The 26,301-nt window shown below is 75.5% G+C and carries 22 protein-coding genes and 3 tRNA genes; 16 read left to right on the top strand and 9 right to left on the bottom strand.

Annotated elements, in window-relative coordinates:
• The first annotated feature begins 70 nt into the window (after positions 1–70).
• Positions 71–412, top strand: a complete 342-nt coding sequence (locus EDD39_RS27450) for a VOC family protein (protein WP_123561237.1) — start codon at positions 71–73, stop codon at positions 410–412.
• 210 nt (positions 413–622) lie between these two features.
• Positions 623–1,612: a DUF5996 family protein gene (locus EDD39_RS27445; RefSeq protein ID WP_123561235.1), complete on the top strand. Its 990-nt coding sequence runs from the start codon at positions 623–625 to the stop codon at positions 1,610–1,612.
• Between the two features lie 12 nt (positions 1,613–1,624).
• Here the strand turns inward: EDD39_RS27445 and EDD39_RS27440 are convergent, their stop codons facing one another.
• The 3 genes from EDD39_RS27440 to EDD39_RS27430 all read right to left on the bottom strand — a co-directional run bounded on the left by EDD39_RS27440 (position 1,625) and on the right by EDD39_RS27430 (position 5,377).
• Positions 1,625–3,223: an ArnT family glycosyltransferase gene (locus tag EDD39_RS27440; RefSeq protein WP_123561233.1), complete on the bottom strand. Its 1,599-nt coding sequence runs from the start codon at positions 3,221–3,223 to the stop codon at positions 1,625–1,627.
• A 90-nt stretch (positions 3,224–3,313) separates the two neighbouring features.
• Positions 3,314–4,291, bottom strand: coding sequence for an aldo/keto reductase (locus EDD39_RS27435; protein WP_123561231.1), 978 nt, complete (start codon positions 4,289–4,291; stop codon positions 3,314–3,316).
• Positions 4,292–4,411: 120 nt separating this feature from the next.
• Positions 4,412–5,377, bottom strand: coding sequence for a hypothetical protein (locus tag EDD39_RS27430; protein WP_123561229.1), 966 nt, complete (start codon positions 5,375–5,377; stop codon positions 4,412–4,414).
• Positions 5,378–6,035: 658 nt separating this feature from the next.
• On the opposite strand from EDD39_RS27430, the gene murQ reads away from it, so the two are divergent.
• Positions 6,036–7,016, top strand: coding sequence for an N-acetylmuramic acid 6-phosphate etherase (gene murQ, locus EDD39_RS27425; RefSeq protein ID WP_123563397.1), 981 nt, complete (start codon positions 6,036–6,038; stop codon positions 7,014–7,016).
• A gap of 7 nt (positions 7,017–7,023) precedes the next feature.
• On the opposite strand, the gene EDD39_RS27420 is transcribed toward murQ, so the two are convergent.
• Entirely contained in the window at positions 7,024–9,096 is a 2,073-nt protein-coding gene (locus EDD39_RS27420; protein WP_162870227.1) for a SpoIIE family protein phosphatase, read from the bottom strand.
• 260 nt (positions 9,097–9,356) lie between these two features.
• Between EDD39_RS27420 and EDD39_RS27415 the strand changes: the two genes are divergently transcribed.
• On the top strand, positions 9,357–9,971 hold the full coding sequence (locus EDD39_RS27415) for a hypothetical protein (RefSeq protein ID WP_123561224.1): 615 nt from the start codon (positions 9,357–9,359) through the stop codon (positions 9,969–9,971).
• A 210-nt stretch (positions 9,972–10,181) separates the two neighbouring features.
• Entirely contained in the window at positions 10,182–10,547 is a 366-nt protein-coding gene (locus tag EDD39_RS27410; protein ID WP_123563396.1) for a VOC family protein, read from the top strand.
• A gap of 31 nt (positions 10,548–10,578) precedes the next feature.
• Here EDD39_RS27410 and EDD39_RS27405 read toward each other — a convergent pair whose 3' ends face one another.
• On the bottom strand, positions 10,579–10,983 hold the full coding sequence (locus tag EDD39_RS27405; RefSeq protein ID WP_123561222.1) for a hypothetical protein: 405 nt from the start codon (positions 10,981–10,983) through the stop codon (positions 10,579–10,581).
• Positions 10,984–11,307: 324 nt separating this feature from the next.
• Here EDD39_RS27405 and EDD39_RS27400 point away from each other — a divergent pair, with 324 nt between their 5' ends.
• The 6 genes from EDD39_RS27400 (at position 11,308) to EDD39_RS27370 (ending at position 15,551) form a co-directional block, all read left to right on the top strand.
• The gene (locus EDD39_RS27400; RefSeq protein ID WP_123561220.1) at positions 11,308–13,059 is read left to right on the top strand and encodes an AMP-binding protein; all 1,752 of its coding nucleotides are present in this window, start codon (positions 11,308–11,310) and stop codon (positions 13,057–13,059) included.
• Between the two features lie 161 nt (positions 13,060–13,220).
• A tRNA-Ala gene (locus EDD39_RS27395) sits at positions 13,221–13,295 on the top strand.
• Between the two features lie 12 nt (positions 13,296–13,307).
• Positions 13,308–13,381 (top strand) — tRNA-Gly (locus tag EDD39_RS27390).
• Between the two features lie 39 nt (positions 13,382–13,420).
• Entirely contained in the window at positions 13,421–14,866 is a 1,446-nt protein-coding gene (locus tag EDD39_RS27385; RefSeq protein WP_123561218.1) for an SDR family NAD(P)-dependent oxidoreductase, read from the top strand.
• Positions 14,867–14,891: 25 nt separating this feature from the next.
• A tRNA-Trp gene (locus EDD39_RS27380) sits at positions 14,892–14,964 on the top strand.
• Positions 14,965–15,323: 359 nt separating this feature from the next.
• Entirely contained in the window at positions 15,324–15,551 is a 228-nt protein-coding gene (locus EDD39_RS27370) for a hypothetical protein (RefSeq protein ID WP_244257315.1), read from the top strand.
• A 1-nt stretch (position 15,552) separates the two neighbouring features.
• Here the strand turns inward: EDD39_RS27370 and EDD39_RS27365 are convergent, their stop codons facing one another.
• On the bottom strand, positions 15,553–16,314 hold the full coding sequence (locus EDD39_RS27365; RefSeq protein ID WP_030463109.1) for an SDR family NAD(P)-dependent oxidoreductase: 762 nt from the start codon (positions 16,312–16,314) through the stop codon (positions 15,553–15,555).
• Between the two features lie 34 nt (positions 16,315–16,348).
• Positions 16,349–17,491 (bottom strand): acyl-CoA dehydrogenase family protein, encoded by a 1,143-nt coding sequence (locus EDD39_RS27360; protein WP_123561216.1) that lies wholly within the window; start codon positions 17,489–17,491, stop codon positions 16,349–16,351.
• 197 nt (positions 17,492–17,688) lie between these two features.
• Between EDD39_RS27360 and EDD39_RS27355 the strand changes: the two genes are divergently transcribed.
• Positions 17,689–18,285 (top strand): TetR/AcrR family transcriptional regulator, encoded by a 597-nt coding sequence (locus tag EDD39_RS27355; RefSeq protein ID WP_030463111.1) that lies wholly within the window; start codon positions 17,689–17,691, stop codon positions 18,283–18,285.
• A gap of 148 nt (positions 18,286–18,433) precedes the next feature.
• Here EDD39_RS27355 and EDD39_RS39870 read toward each other — a convergent pair whose 3' ends face one another.
• On the bottom strand, positions 18,434–18,586 hold the full coding sequence (locus EDD39_RS39870) for a hypothetical protein (RefSeq protein WP_162870226.1): 153 nt from the start codon (positions 18,584–18,586) through the stop codon (positions 18,434–18,436).
• A 194-nt stretch (positions 18,587–18,780) separates the two neighbouring features.
• Here EDD39_RS39870 and EDD39_RS27350 point away from each other — a divergent pair, with 194 nt between their 5' ends.
• The 4 genes from EDD39_RS27350 to EDD39_RS27335 all read left to right on the top strand — a co-directional run bounded on the left by EDD39_RS27350 (position 18,781) and on the right by EDD39_RS27335 (position 25,434).
• The gene (locus EDD39_RS27350; RefSeq protein WP_123561214.1) at positions 18,781–20,991 is read left to right on the top strand and encodes a protein kinase domain-containing protein; all 2,211 of its coding nucleotides are present in this window, start codon (positions 18,781–18,783) and stop codon (positions 20,989–20,991) included.
• 2 nt (positions 20,992–20,993) lie between these two features.
• On the top strand, positions 20,994–23,300 hold the full coding sequence (locus EDD39_RS42265; RefSeq protein ID WP_123561212.1) for a serine/threonine-protein kinase: 2,307 nt from the start codon (positions 20,994–20,996) through the stop codon (positions 23,298–23,300).
• Between the two features lie 138 nt (positions 23,301–23,438).
• A complete protein-coding gene (locus tag EDD39_RS27340; RefSeq protein ID WP_148089537.1) occupies positions 23,439–23,972 on the top strand; it encodes a hypothetical protein in 534 nt (177 codons plus the stop codon).
• A gap of 46 nt (positions 23,973–24,018) precedes the next feature.
• Positions 24,019–25,434: a glycoside hydrolase family 16 protein gene (locus EDD39_RS27335; RefSeq protein WP_123561208.1), complete on the top strand. Its 1,416-nt coding sequence runs from the start codon at positions 24,019–24,021 to the stop codon at positions 25,432–25,434.
• A gap of 7 nt (positions 25,435–25,441) precedes the next feature.
• On the opposite strand, the gene EDD39_RS27330 is transcribed toward EDD39_RS27335, so the two are convergent.
• The gene (locus tag EDD39_RS27330; RefSeq protein ID WP_123561206.1) at positions 25,442–26,218 is read right to left on the bottom strand and encodes a thioesterase II family protein; all 777 of its coding nucleotides are present in this window, start codon (positions 26,216–26,218) and stop codon (positions 25,442–25,444) included.
• Between the last annotated feature and the right edge of the window lie 83 nt (positions 26,219–26,301).

The following is a 26,301-nucleotide window of genomic DNA, read 5'->3' as shown; positions in this document are numbered from 1 at the left end:
GCGGGCCGGCGGCAGTCCCGCGAACGGCCGACGCCTATGACCGTCGGTGGCCGCGGCTAGGGTGGCGATCATGAGTCTCGCAGCAGTGATGATCACGGTGGATTGCGCGGAACCGCAGGAACTGGCCCGGTGGTGGGCCACCGCACTGGGAGGCGAGATCGCCGAGGACCACGGCGACTTCGTCATCGTCAAGGCGCAGCCCGTGGCCCTGGGCTTCCAGCGCGTGGCCGAAGAACGCCAGGGCAAGAACCGCGTCCACGTCGACTTCGCCGCCCCCTCCGGCACGGGCCTGTCCGCAGAGGTGGAACGGCTGGTCGCCCTGGGCGCGAGCGTCGTCGGCCACCACAGCATCCCCGGCCTCACCTGGACGGTGCTGCAGGACCCGGCCGGCAACGAGTTCTGCGTCCACTGAGGAGCACCGCCACCCGCACCGGCGAAGTCACCCGGGGCCGGGCCGGGTTGAAGACCACCACCGACCCCGGCCCGCACCCCCACCACCGCGCCCGGGGCCGCCCGGACGGAGCAGTCGGGTTCCGGTCCGGGCGCGTCGTAGCGTCGGGGGCGGGGCGGGGGCGGTGAGGATGGGCAGCGGTCCCCCCTTCCCCTCATGCCGGAGTGCACCATGGAGCTGTTCCCGCCCCTGCCGCTGGAGTCGTGGCGGGACACCAAGGAGACACTGCACCGTTTCGCCCAGGTCGTCGGCAAGATCCGGCTGGCCGGCAGCGCCCGCCGCAACCACTGGTGGAACGTCCCCTTCCACCTGACCGGACGCGGCATCACCACCCGCCCCACCGGCCCGACCCGCGGCGGCGACGCGTTCACCGTCGACTTCGACTTCACCGACCACCGCCTGTACGTGCGCACCCTCGACGGCGCCGAGGACTCCTTCCCGCTCACCGGCCGCTCCGTCGCCGACTTCTACCGCGACACCCTGCGCGCCCTGGTCCACCTCGACATCGACGTGCTCCCCGACCACCCCTACCCCTACGACCTGCCCGACGCGCACCGCCCGTTCGCCGACGACCACGAGCACCGCAGCTACGACCCGGCCGCCGTCACCACCTACTGGCACGTCCTCAGCCAGGTCGCCCTGCTGCTCGAGGAGTACGCCGCCGGGTACGCCGGCAAGACCAGCCCCGTCCACCACTTCTGGCACACCTTCGACCTCGCCGTCACCCGCTTCTCCGACCGCGAGGTCCCCCAGCCCGCCGCCGACCCGGTCACCCGCGAGGCGTACTCCCGCGAGGTCATCAGCGCCGGCTTCTGGTTCGGCGACGACAACGTCCCCGCCCCCGCCTTCTACTCCTACACCGCCCCCGAACCGGCCGGCCTCGACACCCGCCCGCTGCACCCCGCCGCCGCCCGCTGGACCCCGAACCGGGGCAGCCACCTCGCCCTGCTGACGTACGACGAGGTGCGCGCCGCCACCGACCCGTGGGCCACCGCCCTGGAGTTCCTCGAGTCCGCCTACCGGGCCGGTGCCGACCTGGCCGGCTGGGGACGGGACCGCGAGTGCCCCGGCGGCATCACCGACACCGAACTGCGCAGGCTCCCGGAGACGGGCACGGAGACGGACACGGGCGCGGAGACGGCTGCGGACCGGGAGCGCTGACGGCAGGGCCGATCAGTAGAAGTGCCGCAGCCGGGGCCACAGCCGGGACCACGGGGCGGCCGTCCCGGTGCAGAGCAGCACCGGCGCGTGCTGCTCCTCGTTGGCCACGCCCCGGCCGTTGTCCACCTCGGCGACCTGCCGGCAGCCGGTGAAGGCCCGTTCGACCTGCGGGTACGGCGCCGGGTGGACCAGCAGGACCGGGCCGGTCGCGGAGTCCGGCGGCGGGCCCCAGTCGTAGAAGGACATGTGGCCCGAGTACGCGGCGGGCAGGCCGTAGCGGTCGCCGTAGTGCACCAGCGCCCCCGCCTCGCCGTAGTCGGCGGCGAACACCACCGCCCGCCCGCGCTGCTCCGGCGGGACCTGCGCCCACCCCGCGCCGACCGCCGCCACCAGTTCGGGCCAGCCCACCTGTTCGGCCGACTCCGGGTAGATCCAGGAGACGGCCGCCAGCCGGCCGGCGGGCAGCACCGGCAGCGTGATCAGCGAGTTGACCAGCGCCGCGACCAGCAGCAGCCCCACCAGCCGGACCCGTTCGCGCCGCGTCCCGCCGCCCCGGCCGCCGCCGTCCCCCCGCGGGCGTTCCCACCGCCGCTCCGCGACGGGCTCGCACCCGGCCGCCAGCACCAGCAGCAGCGGCGGCAGCGCGTAGTACGGCTTCCCGCCGAGCAGCAGCACCAGCCCGCACAGCACCAGGTACGCGTACCCCAACGGCCGGGCCCAGCGCACCCGTTCGTCGTCGCGCAGGCGGCGGAACCCGGCCAGCCAGATCGGGACCAGCACGGGGGAGAGGTAGACCAGCTGCATCGGGACGAAGGTCAGCCGGTTGGTCAGGCCGTCCTGGTTGCTGATGCCCGAGGCGACGGTGAGCTGCGGCCAGCCGTGCACCGCCTCCCAGTACAGGTTCGGCGCCGCCACCAGCAGCGCCGACAGCGCCCCGGCCGGCAGCCACCAGCCGCGCAGCACCGCCCGCGGCCCGGGCCCGTCGTCGCCCGGACCCGGCCCGGCGAGGGCGATCGCGGGCAGCAGCGCGACGGCCAGCAGCAGCACCAGGTCCTTGTTCAGCAGCGCGACCCCGGTCACCGCGCCGATCACCGGCCACCAGCGCCGGTCGCCGGTGCGCAGCAGGCGCAGCACCAGCACGCCGAGCACCGTCCAGACGAACAGGTCGAAGCTCGCCGTGCTCAGCATGTGCCCGAGCGCCAGCACCATCGCCGACACCGCCGCCCCGGCCGCCGCCAGCACCTGCCCGGCCCGCCGCGCCCCCAACTCCCGTGCGGCGAAGGCGACCAGCGCCACCGTCGCTCCGCACAGCAGCACCGCGGCCGCCCGCAGCCCGGCCGGACCGGTGCCGAACACCGCCGTGGACAGCCGCGCCAACAGCGGGGTCAGCGGCGGCTGGTCGACGTACCCCCACGCCAAGTGCCGCCCCGCCGCCAGGAAGTACAGCTCGTCCCGGTGGAACCCGTACCGCCCCGCCAGGGCGGCCTGTACCGCCACCACCGCGGCCGCGATCCCCAGCACCGGCCCGACCGCGAAGCGCGGCAGGCCGGCCGCCGGGCCCCCGGCCCGCACGGCGCCGCCACCGGCGGGCGCGTTCCCCCGAATGCCCATGGCGCGAGTGTGGCAGAGCCCGCCCGCCCCGCCCATCGGGGAGAACCCTGATGCCGCGTCAGGGTCGGTGCGGGGGAAGGGGCGGGACGGTCAGGTCCAGGCGGGGAGGCTGCCCTCCTGGTAGCGGGCGCCGGAGCCGCCGGTGGGGAGGACGGCGTCGATCGCGGCGAGGTCGTCGGCGTCGAGGGTGAGCCAGGCGGCGCGGGCGTTCTCGGACATCCGGGTGGCGCTGCGGGTGCCGGGGATCGGGACGATGTGCTCGCCGCGGGCGAGCAGCCAGGCCAGGGCGAGCTGGGGGAGGGTGGCGCCCTTCTCGGTGGCGAGTTCGCGCAGGCGGGCCACCGCGGCCAGGTTCTGCTCGTAGGCGCCGGGCTGCCAGCGCGGGTCGTGGTTGCGCATGTCGCTCGGGTCGTACTGGCCGGCCGGCCTGGTGGCGCCGGTGAGGAAGCCGCGGCCGAGCGGCGAGTACGCGACGAAGCCGATGCCCAGCTCGTCCAGGGTCGGGAAGAGCTGCTCGACGTCCCGTTCGAACAGCGAGTACTCGGTCTGCAGGACCGACACCGGCTGGACGGCGTGCGCGCGCCGGATCGTCTCCGGGCCCGCCTCGCTCAGCCCGAAGTGGCCGACCTTGCCCGCCTCGATCAACTCCTTGACGGTGCCGGCCACCTCCTCGATCGGGACGGCCGGGTCCACCCGGTGCTGGTAGAACACGTCCAGCCGGTCGGTGCCCAGGGCGCGCAGGCTGTTCTCGGCGACCTTGCGGATGTTCTCCGGGCGGCTGTCGAAGCCGAAGCCCCGCCCGGTGCGGGCGAAGCCGAACTTGGTGGCCAGCACCACCTCGTCGCGGAAGCCCCGCACCGCCCGGCCCACCAGCTCCTCGTTCGAGCCGGTGCCCCAGTTGTACAGCTCCGCGGTGTCGAAGAAGGTCACGCCCAGCTCGTACGCCCGCCGCAGCGCCGCGACACCGGCCTGCTCGTCGCCCGGCCCGTACGCCATGGTCAGGCCCATCGCGCCGTAGCCGATCGCGGAGACGGTCAGGCCCCGGCTGCCGAGTGTCCGTTGCTGCATGAGAAGCCTCCAGTGCGCAGGATCCAGAACCGAACGGTTCGGTTCGGCCCGGTTCGCAGCCTACGCCCGGCCGGGGCTCCCGCCAAACCGGACGGTTCGGGCCCGGCCGGTGGCGGGTCCCTACCGGTGGACGTCCTGGCGCCGGAACAGCAACGAGACCGCGCCCAGCCCGAAACCGGCCGCGATCGACACCAGCCCCAGCACCAGCGTCACCCCGACCGGCCGCCGCCCCGCAGCGTCCACGTCCCCGGCCCCCGCGCCCTCGCCCGGGCCCACCGGCGCGGAGAGCGCGGCCGGTGAACCGGCCGGAACGGGCGCGTCCGAGCCGGCGGCGGGCGACGGCGTCCCCCCGTCGGCACCGGCCGACGACCCCGCCGGGGACGGCAGCGCCGCCACCACCGGATCGGGCGACACCGGGGCGGACGCCGAAACGCTCGGGGCTGCGGACACGGCCGCGGACGGCGAGGGCGAGGGCGAGGGCGACGGGGAAGGGGAAGACGAAGGGGAAGGCGGCGGACCCGCGTAGCGGAACACCGCCTGCGGCTGGCTGCGCCCCTCCAGCAGGCCCGCGTCGCGGCCCGCGGCGTCGACCAGCCGGTAGCCGGCCACTCCGTTCGTCCCCACCGCGTACCGGCCGCCGGGCAGTTCGGAGTCCAGCCCGATCCGGGCCTGGAAGGTCAGCGTCCCGCGCGGCTCGACGGTGAACGGCCGGGCCAGTGCCAGGCCCCACCCCGTCCCGCTGTGCGTGTCGGAGGGCCGCCAGTCACCGGTGGCCGGGTCCTGCCACTCGACCGAGACGCCGTCCTGCGGCCCGGACGGGTCGTCCAGGTCGGACACCCGCAGGAACAGCGAGTCCACCAGCAGCCGGTAGTGCGACGTCGAGGCGACCGTGACGACCGCCGTGAACCCGCCCCCGCCCGCCACCCGCGACGGCACCCCGGAGATCCCGGTCACCAGGTACCCGTTCCCGGGCCCGGCCCCCTGGCCGCCACCCGGGTCGGCCGAGGCCGCCCCGACGGCGGACAGCGCCGGGAACAACACCGCGACGGCCAACAGCACCACCGCACGGACGACGCGCCGCGCCATGAGAACCCCCGAGTCGAAAGGCCCGGCCCGCCATCCCGGTCCCGCCGGTCCCGCACCCACCCGCAGCGTATCCACCCCGGCGGCAACGAGGCCACCAAACCGGGGTCAACTGCCGGAGAACAACCCCCGCCTCCCGCAAGCCCGTTCGCACCGCGACCCCGGTCGGCCCCCGCCCCCGCCGCGGCGGGCCCGTAGCCTGGGCCCCGTGCACCGGCCCAGTAGACCTGATCGGCGGCCGCCCCGGCGGGGGTGGACCGGGGACGGGGGTGTGCCGCGGGGCGGGTTCGTGGTGGCGGGGGCCGAGGTGGTGCTGGTCGGGCACTTCTCCGCCAAGCAGCGGGACTTCGAGGCGCTGATGGACGCCGCGGCCGCCGCGCTGACCGCCCGGGGCGCCCGCGTGGTGGCCCGGGTGGTGCAGCGGCGGGGCGTCTCGGCGGGCGGCGCGCGGAAGATGGGGCTGCCGCACTCGGAGCGGACCCTGCTGAGCGGCGGCAAGGCCCGCGAGGTGGCCCGGCTCTGCGAACGGACGGCCGCCGCGGCTGCCGTCTTCGTCCCCGACCTCACCGCCCGCCAGCGCCACGCCCTGACCGCCCTGCTGGGCCGCCCCGCCCTGGGCCTGCCCGAGGCGCTTAGGGTGGGGCCCGTGGCCGACACCCCGATGACGCAGCAGCCCCTGCCCGACGAGCCCGACGAGCCGGAGGGATGGGGCGCACCGGGCGCACCCGACGGGCTGGACCGGCTGGTGACCGAGGCGCGGCGGGACGGGGGCGCCGGGATCGACCTGCTGCCGACGGCGGAACTGGCCCGGCTGATGAACGCCGAGGACCGGACGGTGCCGGAGGCGGTCGCGGAGGAACTGCCCGCGATCACGGCGGCCGTGGACGCGATCGCCGAACGGATGCGGCGCGGCGGGCGGTTGGTGTACGCCGGGGCGGGGACGGCCGGGCGGCTGGGCGTGCTGGACGCGGGGGAGTGCCCGCCGACGTTCGACACCGCGCCCGGGCAGGTGGTCGGGCTGATCGCGGGCGGCCCCGGCGCGGTCACCGCCGCCGTCGAGGGCGCCGAGGACGACCGGGCCGCCGCCGTCGCCGACCTGGACGCGCTGGGCCTGGGCGCCGCCGACACCGTGGTCGGCGTCTCCGCCTCCGGCCGCACCCCGTACGCGCTGGCCGCCGTCGAGCACGCCCGGGCGCTCGGGGCGCTCACCGTCGCGCTGGCCGGCAACCGGGGCTCCGCGCTGGGGGCCGCCGCCGAGCACCGGATCGAGGTGGTCACCGGGCCCGAACTGCTGGCCGGCTCCACCCGGTTGAAGGCCGGGACGGCGCAGAAGCTGGTGCTCAACATGATCTCGACGATCACCATGATCCGGCTCGGCAAGACCTACGGGGACCTGATGGTCGACCTCCGGGCGAGCAACGACAAGCTGCGGGCCCGGGCCCGCCGGATCGTCGCCCTCGCCACCGGGGCCGAACCCGCCGCCGTGGACGCCGCGCTGACCGCCACCGGCGGACGGGTCAAGGACGCGATCCTGCTGCTGCTCGCGGACGTGGACGCACCCCGCGCGGCCGACCTGCTGGCCCGCCACGGCGGACGGCTGCGCGACGCCATCGCCAACTCCCGTACTGAAGAAGAAAGCTGACGATACGTCAGAACTCCTGCTCGGCCCAGATGGTCTTGCCGCGCGGGGTGTGCCGGGTGCCCCAGTTGCGGCAGAGCTGGGCCACCAGCAGCAGGCCGCGGCCGCCCTCGTCGTCGTTGTGGGCCCGGCGCAGGTGCGGGGCGGTGCTGCTGCCGTCGGAGACCTCGCAGATCAGCAGCGAACCGTCCCGGATCAGCCGCAGCCCGATCGGCGGCAGGCCGTAGCGGACGGCGTTGGTGATCAGCTCGCTGACCACCAACTCGGTGACGAAGGACGCCTCTTCGAGCCCCCACTCGGTGAGCTTCGCGGCCGCCAGCTTGCGGGCCCGGGCCACCTCGGACGGGTCGTGGCGCAACGCCCAGTCGGCGACGTCCTGGGTGTGCAGGGACCGGGTGCGGGCCAGCAGCAGGGCCACGTCGTCGGACGGGGCGTCCGGGCCGAGGGTCGCCGACAGCACCTGGTCGCACAGGTCCTCCAGGGAGTCGGCGGGCGCGGTGAGCGCCGAGCCGAGCCGGTCCAGGCCGAGCCCGGGGTCGCCGCGCAGTTCGGAGGCGCGCAGCAGCCCGTCGGTGTACAGGGCCAGCACGCTCCCCTCCGGGACCTCCAACTCGACGGCCTCGAACGGGAGTCCGCCGAGTCCGAGTGGCGGCCCGGCCGGGAGCTCGGGGAACAGCACGGTGCCGTCCGGACCGACCAGGGCCGGGCCGGGGTGCCCGGCCCGGGCCAGCGAACAGGTCCGGGTGACCGGGTCGTACACCGCGTACAGGCAGGTCGCGCCGACGCTGCTGCCCGCCCAGGCGGTGCCGCCCTCGGGGAGCTCGTCCAGGTCGACCCGGAGCACCAAGTCGTCCAGGTGGGTGAGGAGTTCGTCCGGCGGCATGTCGATGTCGGCGAGGGTGCGCACCGCCGTCCGCAGCCGCCCCATCGCCGCCGACGCGGGCACGCCGTGGCCGACCACGTCGCCCACCACCAGGGCCACCCGGGCGCCGGACAGCGGGATCACGTCGAACCAGTCGCCGCCGACGCCCTCCCGGCCGCCCGCGGGCAGGTACCGGAAGGCGACCTCGACCGCGGCCTGCCGGGGCGTCCGGCTGGGCAGCAGCGAACGCTGCAACGCCAGTGCGGTGTCCCGCTGCTGGGTGTACTGGCGGGCGTTGTCGATGGACAGCGCGGCGCGCGCCGTCAACTCGGCGGCCAGCAGCAGGTCGTCCTCGTCGAACGGCTCCGGCGAACGGTGCCGCAGGAAGATCGCCACGCCCAGCGTCACCCCGCGCGCGGTCAACGGCACCAGCAGCGCCGAGTGGATGCCGAACTCCTCGGCCCGGCGCTCCCGTTCGGGCTCCTGGGTGATCCACGACCGGATCTCCGGATCCCGGTAGTCCGAACGCAGCGGGCGGCCCGCGGCGAGCACCCGGGCCATCGGCGAATCCGGGACGATCACGTCCCCGCGCCCCGCCACGACCGCGGACTCCGGACAGCCCGGCAGCACCGACCGCTGGGCGACCCGGTAGAACACCAGCCCCGCGCTCGACGGCGGACCGCCCCCGAACACCGAATCCAGCAGGTCGACCCCGACGAAATCGGCGAAACCGCCGACCGCCACCTCCGCCAACTCCTGCGCGGTGCGCTCCACTTCCAGCGTCGAGCCGATCCGCAGCGCGGCCTCGCCGAGCAGCGCCAGCCGCCGCCTGGCCCGCTCCTCCACGGAGCCTGCCGCCAACGCGGGCCCCACCGGCCCGGGCCCGGCCGACCCGGCCGCCGCCGGACGCAGCGGCTGGGCGGACACCACCCAGGCCGGCTCGCCGCGCGCCGTCCGCACCGGCACCGCGCCCAACTCGACCGCCACCGGCTCCTCCTCGGACCGGCACAGCCGCAGCATCCCGGTGAACGGCTCGTGCCGAACCACCGCCCGCAGCAAGGCCACCGGCGCCTCGCCCGCCAACAGCTCGACCGCCGGCCGCCCCAGCACCCGGCCCGCCCCGAACCCCGTCAACCGCTCGGCCGCCACCGACCAGCCGGTCACCACCCCGCCGCCGTCGACCGTCGCGGTCGCCGCCCGGCCCGTCACCCGAGTCGCCATGTCCGTCCATCCCCTCTCGGAGCAGCAACCACCAGGCCGTCCTTCCCAGCATCGCCGCCCGACCCGACCGCCTCAAACCGCCACGCCGGAAAACCCCGCAGCTCCCGACCCCCGCCCCCGGAGCCCGTTCCCGCCGCGCGCGAGAGGCCGGCGCGGTCGGTACAGCCGCTGCAGCCGTTGCAGCCGCCCGGAAAACAGTTGGGCCGACCGGTCCCTGCGGTGGAAGGATGCCTGTCCGGGGCAGGGGAGGTGAGGCGGACATGGGACTGGACTACGGCTACGAGGTCATCGTGCCCCCGCAGAACGTCGCCCTGGCACTGGCCCGGCTGGTCGAACTCGCACCCGGGGGCCGCCACGTGCCGCCGCTTCCGATCACGCTGCCGGGCGGCGAGCGGCTGACCGTACCGTTCACCTCGCACTTCCGGAGCGAACCGGTCGACTGTTCCGCAGGTGGCACGCTCGACCTGGACACCTCGCTGATGATCGGCATCGACGACGCGGTGCGCGAGTTCCACCTCCGCGACGACCGCGGGATCGACGAGCGGGGAAGGACGCCGGTCGGGTACGTCTACCTGACCGTACGGTTCTCGCCCCGGTGGTACCCGGGCTTCACGGCACTGGAGTTCACAGCAGCCACCTCGGACATGAGCCGGATGTTCGAGCGATCCGCCAGCGTCAGGAAGGTGTTCACCGACCTCACCGCCGCCGCCGGCGGAGTGTGCTGCCTGCTCGACACCGAGACCGGCAGCTACGACATCTGCTGGCTCAACGGCGAGACGGTCAGCGGCGAAACCGTTCCGGGCAGCCGCTTCCCGGACTTCCGGGCCCTCGTCGCCGCCTGGTGCGAGCCGGCGGACCGGAACGGCAGCACCTGAGTCGCCGGGTCCGGCCGTCCGTCCGGAAAGCGGACGCCGGGCCCTTGATCACCGTCGCCCCGGTGCCCAGAATGGGGCCGGAGGTCCGGTGGGTCGTGGACCTCGTGGACCCCCGTCGCGGAGCAACGGACCTCGGAGGACCCCGTGAACCGACCGGCCGCCCCGGAGCAGGACTACGGTCGGGCCTGCCCGACCGGCACCGGCTTCGGGCTGCACCACGTGCAGCTCTCGATCCCGCCCGGCAGCGAGGAGGCGTGCCGCGCCTTCTACGTCGGGGTCCTCGGCATGACCGAACTGGTCAAGCCCCCGGTGCTGGCCGCGCGCGGCGGCCTGTGGGTGCGCGCCGACGACCTGGAGATCCACCTGGGCGTGGAAGAGGACTTCCGGGCGGCCCGCAGGGCCCACCCGGGCATCCGGGTGGCGGACCTCGACGGCCTCGCCGCCCGGCTCACCGCCGCCGGTGTCGAAGTGACCTGGGACGGCGCCTTCCCCGGCCACCGCCGGTTCTACGCCTGCGACAACTCCGGCAACCGGCTGGAGTTCCTGCAACCCGACGGCCCCGCACCGCGCTGGTGAACCCGCCGCCCGGCGCCCGGCGGCCGGGGCGTCAGCCGCCGGTGACCGACCGGTGCAGGCCGGCGAAGGCGGCCTCGAGTTCCGCCGCGTCCACCGGGCCGGACTCCATCCGCAGCGGGCAGGTCTCGTCGTCGCCGTTCGGGGTGAGGACGGCGAGCAGGAGCAGCCGGGACGGCCCGTGGCGTTCGATCGTGAGGTGGAGCGGGTTGTTGCGGCCCCCGGTCAGCCGGCCGTCGAACACCCGGTCGTGCGGCGCCCGCAGGCCGGCCAGGACCCGCGCGGTGAAGTCCCGGACCTCCGGGTCGCCCAGGGCGGTGGTGAAGTCGGCGCGCAGCGCGGACGCGCAGTCGGCGGTCACCCGCCACTCGCCGTCGCCGAGGTAGGTGAGCTCCACCCGGGCGTCCTCGGTGCCGATCCGGATGGCACGGTTCCGCATGCCGTTCCCCTCTGACTCCGGACGCTCCGGCGCCCTGCCGGGTCCGTGGGGCCACACCCTAGTGGGCCGGTCCGTCCGGCCGGTCCGCCCGGCCGGTCCGATTGGCAGGTCCGTCCGGCCGGTCCGATTGGCAGGTCCGTCCGGCCGGTCCGACCGGCCGGGGCCGGACGTGGCGGCTGGTTGCCGATCACCGGGAGCCGTACGGTACGGGCGGGGAGCCATTCGTTACCCGGGTGGAAACTTCTCCCCCGGCAGGGGTACCGGACGCCCGTGGCCTGGGGAAACATGGGGGCCGTCGGTACCGAGAGACAGAGGAGTCAGGCCATGGGCCCTGCCGAGAACGTCCAGCACCACGAGCGGCAGGACGGCGCGCTGCCCGGCGCGGCCGAGTCGGCGGCGAACTTCCGGGCCGCGCGCGAGGTGCTGTGGCGGTACGCGGAGGACTACGAGGCGGCGTACCGGGAGTTCGCCTGGCCGGAGCTCGGGGAGTTCAACTGGGCGCTGGACCACTTCGACCCGATGGCGCGCGGCAACGACCGGCCCGCGCTGTGGGTGGTCGAGCCGGACGGCACCGAGCGGGTGCACAGCTTCGACGAGCTGGCCCGGCGCTCCGACCGGGTCGCCAACCACCTGCGCGGGCTCGGCCTGGGCCGCGGCGACCGGGTGCTGGTGATGCTCGGCAACGTCAGCGAGCTGTGGGAGGTGATGCTCGGCGCGATCAAGCTGGGCGTGGTGCTGATCCCGGCGACCCTGCTGCTGTCCGCCGAGGACCTCGCCGACCGGCTGGAGCGCGGCGAGGTGCGCGCCGTGATCGCCGCCGCCGAGGTCGCCGACCGGTTCGCCGGACTGCCCGGCGCGCCGCTGCGGATCGCCGTCGGCGGCCCCGCCCCCGAGGGCTGGCAGGACTACGCGCAGGTCGACACCGCCGCCGAGGAGTTCACCCCCGAGGGCGTCACGCTCGCCGCCGACCCGCTGCTGCTGTACTTCACCTCCGGCACCACCTCCAAGCCCAAGCTGGTCGAGCACACCCACGCCTCGTACCCGGTCGGCCACCTGTCCACCATGTACTGGATCGGCCTGCGCCCCGGCGACGTGCACCTCAACATCTCCTCGCCCGGCTGGGCCAAGCACGCCTGGAGCAACCTGTTCGCGCCGTGGAACGCCGGGGCGACCGTCCTGGTCTTCAACTACGGCCGCTTCGACGCCCAGCAGCTGCTCGACGTGATCGCCCGCTGCAAGGTCACCACGCTGTGCGCGCCGCCCACCGTGTGGCGGATGCTGATCCAGGCCGACCTGGCCGCGCACCGCACCGAGCTGCGCGAACTCGTCGGCGCCGGCGAACCGTTGAACCCCGAGGTGATCGAACAGGTCCGCGCCGCCTGGGGGTTGACCATCCGCGACGGCTTCGGCCAGACCGAGACCACCTGCCAGATCGGCAACAGCCCCGGCCGGCCCGTCAAGCCCGGCTCGATGGGACGCCCGCTGCCCGGCTACCACGTCGCCCTGCTCGACGCGGACGGCAAGCCCGCCGACGAGGGCGAGCTCAGCCTCGAACTGGCCCGCCGCCCGCTCGGCCTGATGCGCGGCTACCGGGGCGACGCCGAACGCACCGCCGACGCCATGCGCGACGGCTACTACCACACCGGCGACGTCGCCGCCCGGGACGCCGACGGCTACATCACCTACGTCGGCCGCGCCGACGACGTCTTCAAGGCCAGCGACTACCGGATCTCCCCGTTCGAGCTGGAGAGCGTCCTGATCGAGCACCCCGCCGTCGCCGAGGCCGCCGTCGTCCCCTCGCCCGACCCGCTGCGGCTGGCCGTCCCCAAGGCGTACGTGCTGCTGGTCGAGGGGCGCGAGCCGAGCCCCGAACTGGCCCGGGACATCCTGAAGTTCACCCGGGAGAAGCTCAGCGCCTACAAGCGGATCCGCCGCCTGGAGTTCGGCGACCTGCCGAAGACAATCTCCGGCAAGATCCGCCGGGTCGAACTGCGCACCCACGAGGCGCAGCGCGGCGAGGACCGCAACCCGGACGAGTACTGGGACACCGACTTCCCGGAGCTGCGCCAGGGCTGAGGACGGGTACGGGGGCGGGTAAGGCCGAGGACGAGGACGGGTACGGGGGCGGGTAAAGCCGGGGGCGGGGGCGGGGGCGGTGAAAGGGGGGTCGTGGCGGAGGGGCGGGCGGAAAAGGGTTTCCGCCCGCCTCCGGGGCGCCGTTAGGATCACCGGCACCTCCCGGGCGTGAGCGCAGAGGCAGACGCGCCGCTATCGCATGGCGGATCACGCCGGTTCGAATCCGGCCCCCGGGAGGCCCGCACGACGGGCCCCGTAGCGCAGAGGCCGACGCGCCGCACTGCCAATGCGGAGCACGCCGGTTCGAATCCGGCCGGGCCCACGTCGCCGCCCCCGTACCGCCACCCCGGAGGACCGCCCGATGAGCACGCCCCCGCCGAGCCCCCCGGAGGAGCCGGACGAGGCCGAACTCGCCGCCTTCGAGCGGACGTTGGGACGGCTGTGGCTGCTGCCCGCCGACCACCCGGTACGGCTGCGGGCCGAGCGCGGCGCCGAGTCCTTCGTCCGCGACGGCCGGCACACCCGCCGCCGCGCCCGCCGCACCGAGACCGCCCGGGCCGACGCCGCGCTGGTCGGCGCCACCGCCACCGGCGGCACCGCCCGCCGCGAGGACGCCCCGCTGCCCGCCGCCGGGCCCGCCCCGGTCGGCGAACTCGCCCGCCCCCAGCGCTGCTACGTCTGCAAGCAGCCCTACCGGCAGGTCGACGGCTTCTACCACCGGCTGTGCCCCGACTGCGCGCAGGACAACACCGCCCGCCGCGCGCTCGGCACCGACCTGGCCGGGCGGCGGGTGCTGCTCACCGGCGGCCGGGTCAAGATCGGCTTCCAGCTGGCCCTGATGATGCTCCGCGACGGCGCCGAACTCGTCGTCACCAGCCGCTTCCCGCACGACACGCTGCGCCGCTTCCGGGCCGCCGAGGGCAGCGCGGGCTGGCTGCACCGGCTGCGGATCGTCGGCATCGACCTGCGCGACCCGCGCCAGGTGCTCGGCCTGTGCGAGCAACTGCGCACCGAGGGGCGGCCGTTGGACATCCTGGTGAACAACGCCGCGCAGACCCTGCGCCGCCCGCCCGAGTCGTACGCGCTGCTGGCCGCGGGGGAGCGGGCCGCACTGCCCGAGTCCGGCACCGAGCCCGGCACCGAGCCCGGAGCCGAGTTCGGCACCGGGCCCGCGCAGGTCGCCCACGCGCCCGGGTTCCGCCCGGCGCCCGCGCTCACCGCCGCCTGGCCCGCCGCCGAACTCGCCACCGCCCCGGGCACGTTGCTGCCCGCCGGGGTCGACACCGCGGCCGTCGACGAAGCCGGGCTGCTGCCCGACACCGCGCCGCGCAACTCCTGGTCGGCGACGCTCGGCAGCCTCGACCCGGCCGAGGTGCTGGAGACCCAGCTGGTCAACGCGCTCGCCCCGGCCCTGCTCTGCGACCGGCTGCTGCCCCTGCTGGAGGCGTCCCCGCACCCGCGCCGCTACATCGTCAACGTGACGGCCGTGGAAGGCCGTTTCGCGGTCCGCAACAAGATGCCCGGCCACCCGCACACCAACATGGCCAAGGCCGCGCTCAACATGCTCACCCGCACCAGCGCCGACGAACTCGCCACCCGCGGCGTCTACATGTGCGCGGTCGACACCGGCTGGATCACCGACGAGAACCCGGCACCCAAGAAGTCCCGGCTGGCCGGCCGCGGCTTCCGCACCCCGCTGGACATCGTGGACGGCGCCGCCCGGGTCTACGACCCGATCGTCCGCGGCGAGGCCGGGGAGCCGTCCGTGGGCGTCTTCCTGAAGGACTATCGGGTGGCGGAGTGGTGAGCTCAGCCCCTAGCATCACCGCGACGGACCCGTAGCGCAGAGGCAGGCGCACCGGTCTCCAGAACCGGAGGACGTCGGTTCGAATCCGACCGGGTCCGTCACCCCGGGGTGGGGCCGTAGCACAGCGGCAGATGCACCGGCCGGCCTAGGGCCCGTCTTCAAACCCCCGCCTGCCCCACGACGCCTGGCACGCCCTCTCGCCGCACCGGGCGAAAGGCCAAGTACTCCAGTACGAGGCCTTCCACCCGGCACGCCGAGAGCACGCACCAGACGCCGCAGGGTTGCGACGGGGGTTTGAAGACGGGCCCTAGCCGGAGGGCGCCGGTTCGAATCCGGTCGGTCCCGCCCCCGGGGAGGAGCCCCGGCCAGGGCCCTTCGGGCAGCACCACCGGCAGGGCCGGCACGAGAGCCGCAAGGAGCGGGAACGGTCCAGGAGTTCGCCGCAGTCCCGTCGGTCGTGCCCCGCCCGGCCGCTGAACTCGCCCCGCTGCTGGCCTGGTTGCGCACCGGCACCGGCACCGACCGGCGGATCGACTTCCCGGCCGGCACCGCCCTGCCGAACGGCCGGCTCGACCTGTGCAAGCAGCAACTCGGCCCGCAGGGAGCCCGGTTGGTCGCCGACGCCCTCGTCCCGGACGCGGCGGCGGTGCGCAGCGTGCACCGCACCGCCGCCGCGGAGGGGTGAGTCAGCGGGCGGCCATCCGCAGCGCGCCGTCCATCCGGATGGTCTCGCCGTTCAGGTAGTCGTGGTCGGCGATCATGGCGACCAGCTTGGCGTACTCCTCGGGGCGGGCCAGCCGCTGCGGGAAGGTGACGGTCGCGGCCAGGCCGGAGCGGACCTCCTCGGAGAAGCCCGCCATCATCGGGGTGTCGACGATGCCGGGGGCGATGGTGACCACCCGGATGCCGTACTGGGCCAGGTCGCGGGCCGCGGTGATGGTCATCCCGGCCACGCCCGCCTTGGACGCGGCGTAGGCGATCTGCCCGACCTGGCCCTCGAAGGCGGCGATCGAGGCGGTGTTGACGACCAGCCCGCGCTGACCGGCCCCGTCCGGCTCCTGCCCGGACATCGCCTCCGCGGCCAGCCGCATCACGTTGAAGGTGCCGACCAGGTTGACGTTCAGCACGCCGCGGAACAGGTCCAGGTCGTGCGGGCCGCGCCGGCCGACCACCCGCGCGGACGGGGCGATGCCCGCGCAGCTGACCGCCAGCCGCAGCGGGCGGCCGTCGGCGGCGATCCGCTCCAGCGCCTCGCGGACCGGCTGCTCCTCGGTGACGTCCGCCCCGAGCAGGGTGACGCCGGCGGGCTGCGCGGGGGCGGACTCGACGGCCTTGGGCAGGTCGAGGCCGTAGACGGTGGCGCCGAGCGAGGCCAGGTGGGCGGCGGTGGCCGCGCCCAGGCCGGAGGCGGCGCCGGTGACCAGGGCGGCGGCGTTGGACAGCTGCATGGTGGAACGTCCTTTCCGAGAAGGCGGGTCGGTGTCAGCGGGTGGCGAACTGGCGGCTGATCACCAGGCGCTGGATCTGGTTGGTGCCCTCGAAGATCTGCATGATCTTCGCCTCGCGCATGTACCGCTCGACCGGGAAGTCCCGGGTGTAGCCGTAGCCGCCGAGCACCTGCACCGCGTCCGTGGTGACCTTCATCGCGGCGTCGGTGGCGATCAGCTTGGCGACGCTGGCCTGCCGGCTGAACGGGCGGCCCAGGTCGCGGCGGCGGGCCGCGTCCAGGTAGGTGGCGCGGGCCGAGTCGACGGCGGCGGCCATGTCGGCGAGCAGGAAGCCCAGGCCCTGGTGGTCGACGATCCGGCGGCCGAAGGTGGTGCGCTCGTTGGCGTACGCGACGGCGTGGTCCAGCGCGGCCTGGGCCAGGCCGGTGGCGCAGGCCGCGATGCCGAGCCGGCCCGAGTCGAGGGCGGAGAACGCGATCGGCAGGCCCTGGCCCTCGGCGCCGATCAGCCGTTCGCGCTCCAGCACCGCACCGTCCCAGTACGCGGCGGTGGTGGGCACCGCGTTCAGGCCCATCTTCTCCTCCGGCGGGCCGAAGGCCAGGCCCTCCGCCTGCCCGGGCGCCAGGAAGCACGACACCCCGTGCGGGCCGGGCGCGGTGCGGGCGAACAGCGCGTAGAAGTCGGCCTTGCCGCCGTGGGTGATCCACGCCTTGGTGCCGGTGATCCGGTACCCCTTCTCCACCGGCTCGGCCCTGCAGCTCAGCGCCGCCGCGTCCGAGCCCGCGTGCGGCTCCGAGAGGCTGTAGCCGCCCACCATCTCGCCCGCCAGCATCCGGGGCAGCCAGCGCTCCTGCTGCTCGGGCGTGCCGTACGCGGTCAGCGGGTGGCAGGCCAGGGTGTGCACGCTGGTGGCCACCGCGACGGCCGCCCAGCGGGACGCCAGTTCCTCCAGCACCTGCAGGTACACCTCGTACGGCTGGCCGCCGCCGCCGAACTCCTCCGGGTAGGGCAGGCCCAGCAGCCCGGCCTGCCCGAGCAGCGCGAACAGCCCTTCCGGGTAGCGCTCCTCCTTCTCGTGGGAGGCGACCTTGGTCGCGAGTTCCCTGTCGGCGAGATCGCGGGTCAACGCGATCAGGTCCGCGGCTTCCTCGGTGGGCAGCAAGCGATCCACGGCCATGTTCCGGCTCCAAGCGGTACGCAAAGCGGTACGTCAGTACCGGTTAGCGTAGCGCAGCAGGACCCGGCCCGGGCAGACCCCGGACGGCGGGTGCCCGGACGGCGGACGCCCGGACGGAGGGGCGGGCCGCCGCTCGGGATCCACCAGGGCCGGGCGGAACCGGCCGGGCGGGCGGGGGCGACTGTCATACTGGCCGGGTGATCGACAGCGCAGCCGCAGACCGGCCCACCGGACGGGGCGCCGCCCGCCGCAGTGAGCTCTTCGAGGAACTGGTGGCGCTGTTCGTGGCCGAGGGCTTCGCCCGGTTCACCCTGGACGACCTCGCCGCCCGCCTGCACTGCTCCAAGCGCACCCTGTACGGGCTGGCCGGCTCCAAGGAGCAACTGGTCCGCGCCGCCGTGGTGCACTTCTTCCGCGAAGCCACCACCCGGGTCGGCGCCGCCCTGGCCGCCGAGACCGACCCGGCCGCCCGACTGGCCGCCTACCTGCGCGCCGTCTCCGCCGAACTCGCCCCCGGCTCCGCCCGCTTCTTCGACGACCTGGCCGCCTTCGAACCCGCCGCCGAGGTCTACGGCCGCAACACCCGGGCCGCCGCCCGCCAGATCCAGCGCCTGATCGAGGACGGCGTCGCGGCCGGCGCCTTCCGCGAGACCCACGTCGCCTTCGCCGCCGACGTGATCAGCTCCGTCATGGTGCGCATCCAGCAGCGCCAGGTCGCCGAAGCCACCGGCCTGGCCGACGCCGAGGCGTACGGGCACCTGGCCGAACTCCTGCTGCACGGCCTGCTGCGCTGAACCCGGCCCCCGGGGAACGCTGTCGCCGGGCCGTGACACGCCGGGAGCGCCTTCGGTCCCGGCCCGACCGGCCCCGGCGCGGTCGACGACCTCCGGACGAGCGGACGGCTGCGCCCCCTGCCCGAGCGACCCCGACCCCGGCGAGGCGTCAGTCCTCCTGCCGGGCGGGGGAGCCGGGCACCGGAGCGGCCGGCGGATCGCAGCGCGGACAGCGCCCGTTCTCACGGACCCTGCCGCACTCCTCGCAGACCAGGTGCAGGAAGCAGGCGGGCTCGCCGCCCTCGGACTCAACGGGTTCCATCCCCCCAGTGTGCCGCCCGCCCCCACCCGCCCGACAGGCCCTCCCGGCAGAACACCCACTGCTCCGGGCCGGCCCCGGAGTGTACGCGGGAGGCGTGGTGATCGTGGGGATTCGGTGTGATCGCCCGCAGGGGTCCGTCCGCGCCTCCACAATGTCGCCTTGCAACGGGGGAGACGGAACAAGGGGGCAGCCGGGTGCAGCCACTCGACGGGGGCGACCCGCGACAGGTCGGGCCGTACGCGTTGGCGGGACGGCTCGGGTCCGGTGGCATGGGGGCGGTGTACCTGGGGCGGTCGGCCGGCGGGCGGGCCGTCGCGGTGAAGGTGGTGCGCCTGGAGCTGGCCGAGGACGAGGACTTCCGGCAGCGGTTCCGGCACGAGGTGGCCGCGGCCCGGCGGGTCTCCGGGGCGTTCACCGCACCGGTGGTGGACGCGGACAGCGAGGCGGCCGTCCCGTGGATGGCCACCGCGTTCGTGCCGGGCCTGCCGCTGCGGCAGGCCGTCGACCGGCACGGCCCGCTGCCCGCGGCGACGGTCCGGACGCTGGCCGCCGGTCTCGCCGAGGCGCTCGGCGAGGTGCACCGGGCCGGGCTGATCCACCGCGACCTGAAGCCCGGCAACGTGCTGCTCGCCCTCGACGGCCCGCACGTCATCGACTTCGGCATCTCCCGTTCCGCCGACGGCGGCGGCCTGACCACCACCGGATCGGTGATCGGCTCCGCCGCCTACATGTCCCCCGAGCAGGCGCTCGGCCGGCCGCTCAAGCCCTCCAGCGACGTCTTCTCGCTCGGCGCGACCCTCGCCTACGCCGCTCTCGGCCGGCCCCTGTTCGGCGAGGGCGCCGGGGCGGCCGTGCTGTTCCGGATCGTCAACACCGAGCCCGACCTCGGCGAACTCCCCGCCGACCTGCGCACCCTGGTCGCCGCCTGCCTGGCCAAGGACCCCGCGCACCGCCCGACGCCCCGTCAACTGGTCGCGCACGTCGCCCAGGCCGGGCACCCCGCCGACCCCGACGGCTGGCTGCCGCTCGCCGTCGCCACCGAGGTGCGCGCCGTCCGCGCCGTGCTCACCGCGACACCCGTGCCGCCCGTACCGCCCGCGCCGCCCGCCGAACCGCCGCAGCCGCCCGCCGACCCCCCCACCGTCCCGCTCGGCCCGGACCCGCACCGCCCCCGCCGCCGCGCCCTGCTCGCCCTCGGCGGGGCCGTCCTCGCCGCGGGCGCGGGCGGCACCGCCTACGCCCTGCTCAGCCGCAAGCGCGCCGACCCGGCCGACCGGCCGCCGCACCGCCCGGACGGCGCCGCGGTGCCCGAGGCGAAAGCCGTCTGGCAGAACCGCGACGTCACCCTGCCGTGCGTCCAACTCCTGTCGCTGGACGGCGCGGTGGTCGGCATCACGCCCCAGCAGGTCTGGGCCGTCGACGGCGCGGGCAAGGCCGGGTGGACCCTGGACAGCAGCGCCGCAGGCGCCGTCTTCGGCCTCGACGCCACCCAGATCCGCCCCGTCGCGGGCCACGACGGCGGCCGGATCCTGCTGGCCGCCAGCGGCAGCACCAGCGGCGGCGGCCTGGGCAGCGTCCTGCTCGCCCTCGACCCCGCCGACGGCCGGATCGACTGGCGGACCGACCCGGGCAAGGACGCGACCGGCGCGGTGTTCCGCTTCGCGGGCGTCCGCCGCGGCACCGCCTACGTGCTCGGCGTCGGCCAGAGCCAGGGGCGCACCGGCAGCTACGTGTGGGCCGTCGACCTGGCCGGCCGGCGCAGCGCCTGGTACCACACCGACGACGCCCTGCTGCTCGAAGCCGCCCTGCTGCCCGACGACGACCGGCTGCTGGTCTCCAGCGCCGACCGGCTCAAGGCCCTCGACGGCAAGGGCGGACTGCTCTGGCAGGCCGCCCTGCAGTCCTTCGGCATCACCGCGGGCGCCGGGTACTTCGCCGCCCCCGACAAGGACGGCACCCTCACCGGACTCGACCCCGGCACCGGCAAACCCGTCTGGACCAGCCCGCACCTGGCCGGCCCCGCCCTGCGCGGCAACGCCTTCGCCCACGGCCCCGACAGCACCCGGGCGTACTGCCTGTGGAGCGACGGCGACGGCGGCCAGTCGGTCGGCGCCCTCGACCTGAAGAACGGCACGGCGCGCTACCGCACCCCGCTGCCCAAGGACGGCACCGGTACCGGGACGACCGGCGCCGACCTGCTGTACGCCGACGACACCCTGTACCGGATGGGCCCCGACGCGGTGCTCTGGGCCCTCGACCCGGCCACCGGGCGGGCCCGCTGGAAGTACTCCGGGCTCAAGGGCGCCGACCCCGGCAAGCTCACCTGGACCGCCGGAGGCGGCCGGCTGTGCGTCGCCGACCAGAACCCCGGAACCCTCACGGCCCTCTCCGCCAAAGGAACCTGACGATGCGCCCGCTCGAAGCCGCCGACCCCCGCCAGGTCGGCCCGTACACGCTGCTCGGCCGGCTCGGCTCCGGCGGCATGGGCTCGGTCTACCTGGGCCGCTCGGCCGGCGGGCGGGCCGTCGCGGTCAAGCTGATCCGGCCCGAACTCGCCGACGACCGGCGCTTCCGGGACCGCTTCCGGCACGAGGTGGCCGCCGCCCGCACCGCCTCCTCCGCGTTCACCGCACCCGTGGTGGACGCCGACCCCGACGCCCCGCTGCCCTGGCTGGCCACCTCGTACGTGCCCGGGGTGCCGCTCGACGAGGCGGTCCGGCTGGTCGGCCCGTTCCCCGAACCGGCGCTGCGGATCCTCGCCGCGGGCGTCGCCGAGGAACTCGCCGCCATCCACGCCGCCGGACTCACCCACCGCGACCTCAAACCCAGCAACGTGCTGCTCGCCCTCGACGGCCCGCACGTCATCGACTTCGGCATCGCCCGGGCCGCCGACGACAGCGCCCTCACCGCGCAGGGCACCGTCCTGGGCACCCCCGCCTACCTGTCGCCCGAACAGGCCCTGGCCCGGCCGGCCGGGCCCGCCGCCGACGTGTTCTCGCTCGGCTCCACCCTGGTGCACGCCGCCACCGGCGCCGGACCCTTCGGCCCCGGCCACCCGCTCGAAGTGGTCCGCCGGGTCGCCGCCGAGGAGCCCGACCTCGGCGGCGTGCCCGCCGGGCTGCGCCTGCTGATCGCCGCCTGCCTCGCCAAGGACCCCGCCGACCGGCCCACCCCCCGCCAGCTCATCGCCGCCCTGGGCCTGGCCCCGCACGGCCCCGGCACCTGGCTGCACCCCGAACTGGTCGCCGCGATCGAACGCTCCGCCGCCGTCCTCGCCCCCGCCCTGCCCCCCGCCGCCGTCCCCGCCCCGGCCGACCGGCCGCCGCTGCTCCCGCCGCCCCCGCCCCCGCTGCCGCCCACCGTGCCGCTCCCCGCGGGCCCGCCCCGGCCCGCCCGGCGCACCCTGCTGTACGGCCTGGCGGGCGGCGCCCTGGCCCTGGCCGGCGGCGGCACCGCGCTGTACCTCACCCTCGGCGACGACCGGCCCACCGGGAAGGACGGCGGCGGCAAGGCCCCCGGCGCCGCGCCGACCCACGACCTCACCGACCCCGAACGCCAGTTGGACACCGCCGCCCTGGCCACCCCGCTGTGGACCACCCCGCTGGCCGACCCGATCACCCAACTCCTCGGCGACGGCAGCACGCTGCTCACCGTCAGCGCCAAGAACATGCAGGGCTTCGACCTCGACGGCAAGGCCCGCTGGGCCCCCCGCACCGCCCCCGGCACCTTCCCCGTCCTGACCCTGGGCCCGGCCCTGGCGGCCGACGGCAAGGGCTACTACCTCGGCTGGTACCAGAACGGCACCGCCAAGTACGACATCAAGACCGCGCTCCAGGCCGTCGACCTGGCCACCGGCGAGACCGCCTGGGCGATCCCCCGCTCCGGCACCGACATGCTGAGCGGCGCCGGCAGCGTCTGCGGCCTGCTCGACGGCACCCTCTACGTGCAGGGCGTCGTCCCCGCCCCGAACGGCGGCGGACAGGACCAACTGCTGTGGGCCGTCGACCCGGCCACCCGGAAGACCCGCTGGGAGCAGCGGATCCGCAGCGGCGCCCTGAGCAGCAGCCGCCTCGCCGTCCCCTCCACCGGCACCCGGCTGCTGCTGCGGCTCACCGACATGTCGGCGGGCAAGGTCACCCTCCAGGGCATCGACACCGCGAACGACGGCAGCACCGCCTGGACGCAGCCCGCCCCCGGCAACGCCCTCTCCACCTCGGCCCTCACCCAGTCCGCCACCGACGGCCCGCACACCTCGGCCGGCGGCCGCCTGATCCACCTCTCCGACCGGGTCTACGCCCTCGACCCGGCGGACGGCTCGGTGGCGTGGAAGTCCGCCGCACCGCTCAGCTACCAGTCGGCGGTGACCGGCACCGACGGGAGGACGGTGTACGCGGTGGCCGCCGACTACGCCACCGTCAGCCTGCGGGTCCAGGCCCTGGACGCCGGGACCGGCGCGGTGCGCTGGGCCGGGAAGCTGCCCGCCGGGGTGCTGCTCACCAACCTGGCCGCGCTGTTCGCCGACGACACCCTCTACGTCTGGGCGCAGGGCAAGGTCTGGGCGCTCGACCCGGCCACCGGCAACGCCCGCTGGTCCTACCAGTTCACCGCCTCCCCGACCTCACTGGACATCCCGCTGTGGGCCGGCGGCGGCCGCGTCTACGGCCCCACCGAACAAGGCCTGACCGCGGTCGCCGCCACCGGCAAGGCGCCGTAGGGAAATTCGGCCGATAGTCCGACCATTGTCCGCCGCACGGGTTCTCGGGCCCGCGCGGCGGTGCGCCGCCGCGCCCGCACCCGCCAGGACGGCCGATCCTGCCGGGAGTTGACGACGACGGCGGGAGGTGGCTGGACGGTGGGCATCGGTCGGCGCGGGTGGTGGCGGATCGGCCTCGCGGCCGCGTTGTGCGCAGCCGGGACCGGAACGGCCGCGGTGGCCTCCGGGGCGGTGCCGCTCGGCGGCCGCCCGGCGGCGAGCGCGGACGAGCAGCGGGCCCCGGGCAGCGAGGACGGCCTGCAGGTGGTGAACGTCTCGGTGGACCGCACCCGGGCGCACGGCCTCACCGTGGTGCGCGCCCTGGTGGCCAACCTCGGCCCGAACGAGGTCGGCGACCACTTCCACGCCACGGTGAAGCTGCCCGAGCACGTCACCGTGGAGGGCCGGGCCTTCCCGGACAGCTGCCGGTACGACGACGCGCGACGGGAGTTGACCTGCGACTTCCGCAAGGGCCTGGCGCTGCGCCGGACCGCCACGGTGCTGCTCCCGCTGCGGATCGCCGACGACGTGCGCCCCGGCGAGCGGCTCTCCGGCGGCGCGGTCTCCGTCCAGGACCCGGACCGGCCGACCCGGACCGTCCCGAGCCGGGCGTTCGCCATCGACGTCCAGTAGCCCCGCGCCCCTCCTGCCAGCCCCCTCGTCCGCCGATCGGAGCTCCGTGTCCCTGCCCCGCCGCGTAGCACTGCTGTCGCTGCTGCTCGTCGTCCCGCTGCTGCCCGCCGCCCCGGCCGCCGCCGCCCCGCGGATCCAGCAGCGCAGCCTCACCCCCGTCAGCGCCCTGCCCGACACACCGGTCGCGGCGACGCTCTCGGTCGGCTCGCCCTCCGGCTGCCTCACCGTCGACGAGATCGGCGTCGGCGTCCGGGACGCCGACCAGCAGAACCTGGACTTCCCCGGCTCGGCCGGCCGCACCCGGATCTGCCCCGGCGGGTACAGCCTGACCACCGGCACCCGCAGCTTCCCCGCCGGGACGTACACCGAGTTCGGCTTCTACCGGATCGGCTCGACGTACTACGACCTGCCCGGCCGGACCCTGACGGTGGCCGCGCCCACCGTCCGGCAGGTCGCCCTGGTCCCGGCCCGGGCCGTCGCCGACACCCCCGTCACCGCGACCCTCGCCCTCGACTCCACCGCCTGCCTCACCGCCGACGAGGTCGGCGTCGGCGTCCGGGACGCCGACCAGCAGAACCTGGACTTCCCCGGCACCGCCACCGACGTGCGGATCTGCCCGCAGGGCTACACGCTCACCACCGCCGCCCGCAGTTTCCCCGCCGGGACGTACACCGAGTTCGGCTGGTACCGGACCGGCAGCGAGTACCACAACCTGCCGAGCCGGACGCTCACCGTCAGCGGCTCCGTCGTCCCGCCCACCCCGCCGATCCCGGCCGGACAGCTCGTCCTCGACGAGGACTTCACCAACCCGCCGGCGATCGGCACCACCTGGCACGACACCAGCACCAGCGCCTACCGGTACGGCAACCACAACCCGGACGACGACAAGCTCGACTGGCTCCAGGCCGACGCGCTCAGCACCAAGGGCGGCGCCAACACCTTCACCGCCACCCCCGGCGCCAACCGGCTGGAGAACGGCCGGCAGTCCTGGGACACCGGCCTGCTCACCACCGAGTACACCCAGCAGGGCTTCCAGGTCCGGCCCGGCGACTACGCGGAGGTCCGGATCCAACTGCCCGGCGGCACCGGTGCCTGGCCCGCGCTGTGGACCTGGAAGGACGGCGGCAACGAGATCGACTCCTTCGAGTACCACCCCGACAACCCCAACCTGCTGGAGCTCTCCAACCGGATCAACAGCGCCGGCACCTACTACACCGACGCCGACGCGATCCACCCCGGCGCCTGGGTCAGCATCGGCGTCCACTACGGGGCCCACAACAACGACTGGTACGTCAACCACAAGCTGGTGTTCTCCGACCACACCGGCACCGGGCCCGACTGGAGCGCCTACCTGATCCTCAACCTGTCGATCTGCGCGGGCTCCTGGCACCCGGCACCGGCCGACGGCAACCCGATCTCCACCGCCGCCGACTACCTGCGGGTGTGGCGGCCCCGGGCCTGACGGGCCGTCAGGCGCCCCCGGGGCCGGAGCCGGAACCGGGGGCGGCGGCCAGGCGCTCGGCGAGCAGGGCGGTGACCGCCTGCCGCTGCTCGGCCAGGAAGAAGTGCCCGCCCGGGTAGCCGCGCACCTCCAGCGGGCCGGTGGTGTGCACCGACCAGGCCACCGCCTCGTCCGGGGTGACCTGCGGGTCCGACTCGCCGATCAGCACCGTCACCGGACAGGCCAGCGGCGGGCCGGGCCGGTGGCGGTAGGTCTCCACCGCCCGGTAGTCGGCGCGCAGCGGCGGCAGGAACAGCGCCCGCAGTTCCGGGTCCGCCAGCACGGCCTCCAGCGTCCCGCCCAACGAGGCCAGGTGGTCGACCAGTTCGTCGTCGGACGCCTCGTGCAGCCCGGACTCCGCCCGGACCACGTGCGGCGCCCGGCGCCCGGACACCACCAGCAGGCGCGGCCCCCGCCCGGTCGCGTCGGCCAGCCGCCGGGCCGTCTCGTAGGCGAGCACCGCGCCCATGCTGTGCCCGAGCAGCGCGGGCGGCTCGGGCAGCCAGGACGGCAGCAGCGCCGCCGCGGCCCGGTCGGCGAGCTCGTGCAGGTCGCCGACCGGCGGCTGCCCGCACCGGTCCTGCCGGCCCGGGTACTGCACGGCCGTCACCTCGACCCGGCCCCGGAGCGCCGCGGACAGCGGGTGCCAGTAGTTGGCCGTCCCGCCCGCGTGCGGGAAGCACACCAGCCGGGGCGTCCCGGGCTCCCCGGGGTGGTAGCGGCGCAGCCAGTCGTCCGCACTCATGCGGTGGAGTTCCCTTCGTCGCGATCGGCTCGTCATGATCGGCCGTCGGCTCCCATGGTGCACCACGCCGGACCGCGACCGGA

Source organism: Kitasatospora cineracea, assembly GCF_003751605.1.
GTDB classification, from domain to species: Bacteria; Actinomycetota; Actinomycetes; order Streptomycetales; family Streptomycetaceae; genus Kitasatospora; species Kitasatospora cineracea.
This window is presented reverse-complemented; position numbering and strand designations above follow the sequence as displayed.

Coding starts and splice junctions, on each gene's coding strand:
- EDD39_RS27450 (WP_123561237.1), top strand. CDS start 71: ATGAGTCTCGCAGCAGTGATGATCACGGTGGATTGCGCGGAACCGCAG.
- EDD39_RS27420 (WP_162870227.1), bottom strand. CDS start 9,096: ATGGCGACTCGGGTGACGGGCCGGGCGGCGACCGCGACGGTCGACGGC.
- EDD39_RS27405 (WP_123561222.1), bottom strand. CDS start 10,983: ATGCGGAACCGTGCCATCCGGATCGGCACCGAGGACGCCCGGGTGGAG.
- EDD39_RS27415 (WP_123561224.1), top strand. CDS start 9,357: ATGGGACTGGACTACGGCTACGAGGTCATCGTGCCCCCGCAGAACGTC.
- EDD39_RS27360 (WP_123561216.1), bottom strand. CDS start 17,491: ATGGCCGTGGATCGCTTGCTGCCCACCGAGGAAGCCGCGGACCTGATC.
- EDD39_RS27400 (WP_123561220.1), top strand. CDS start 11,308: ATGGGCCCTGCCGAGAACGTCCAGCACCACGAGCGGCAGGACGGCGCG.
- EDD39_RS27365 (WP_030463109.1), bottom strand. CDS start 16,314: ATGCAGCTGTCCAACGCCGCCGCCCTGGTCACCGGCGCCGCCTCCGGC.
- EDD39_RS27440 (WP_123561233.1), bottom strand. CDS start 3,223: ATGGGCATTCGGGGGAACGCGCCCGCCGGTGGCGGCGCCGTGCGGGCC.
- EDD39_RS27330 (WP_123561206.1), bottom strand. CDS start 26,218: ATGAGTGCGGACGACTGGCTGCGCCGCTACCACCCCGGGGAGCCCGGG.
- EDD39_RS39870 (WP_162870226.1), bottom strand. CDS start 18,586: ATGGAACCCGTTGAGTCCGAGGGCGGCGAGCCCGCCTGCTTCCTGCAC.
- EDD39_RS27385 (WP_123561218.1), top strand. CDS start 13,421: ATGAGCACGCCCCCGCCGAGCCCCCCGGAGGAGCCGGACGAGGCCGAA.
- EDD39_RS42265 (WP_123561212.1), top strand. CDS start 20,994: ATGCGCCCGCTCGAAGCCGCCGACCCCCGCCAGGTCGGCCCGTACACG.
- EDD39_RS27435 (WP_123561231.1), bottom strand. CDS start 4,291: ATGCAGCAACGGACACTCGGCAGCCGGGGCCTGACCGTCTCCGCGATC.
- EDD39_RS27430 (WP_123561229.1), bottom strand. CDS start 5,377: ATGGCGCGGCGCGTCGTCCGTGCGGTGGTGCTGTTGGCCGTCGCGGTG.
- murQ (WP_123563397.1), top strand. CDS start 6,036: ATGACGCAGCAGCCCCTGCCCGACGAGCCCGACGAGCCGGAGGGATGG.
- EDD39_RS27445 (WP_123561235.1), top strand. CDS start 623: ATGGAGCTGTTCCCGCCCCTGCCGCTGGAGTCGTGGCGGGACACCAAG.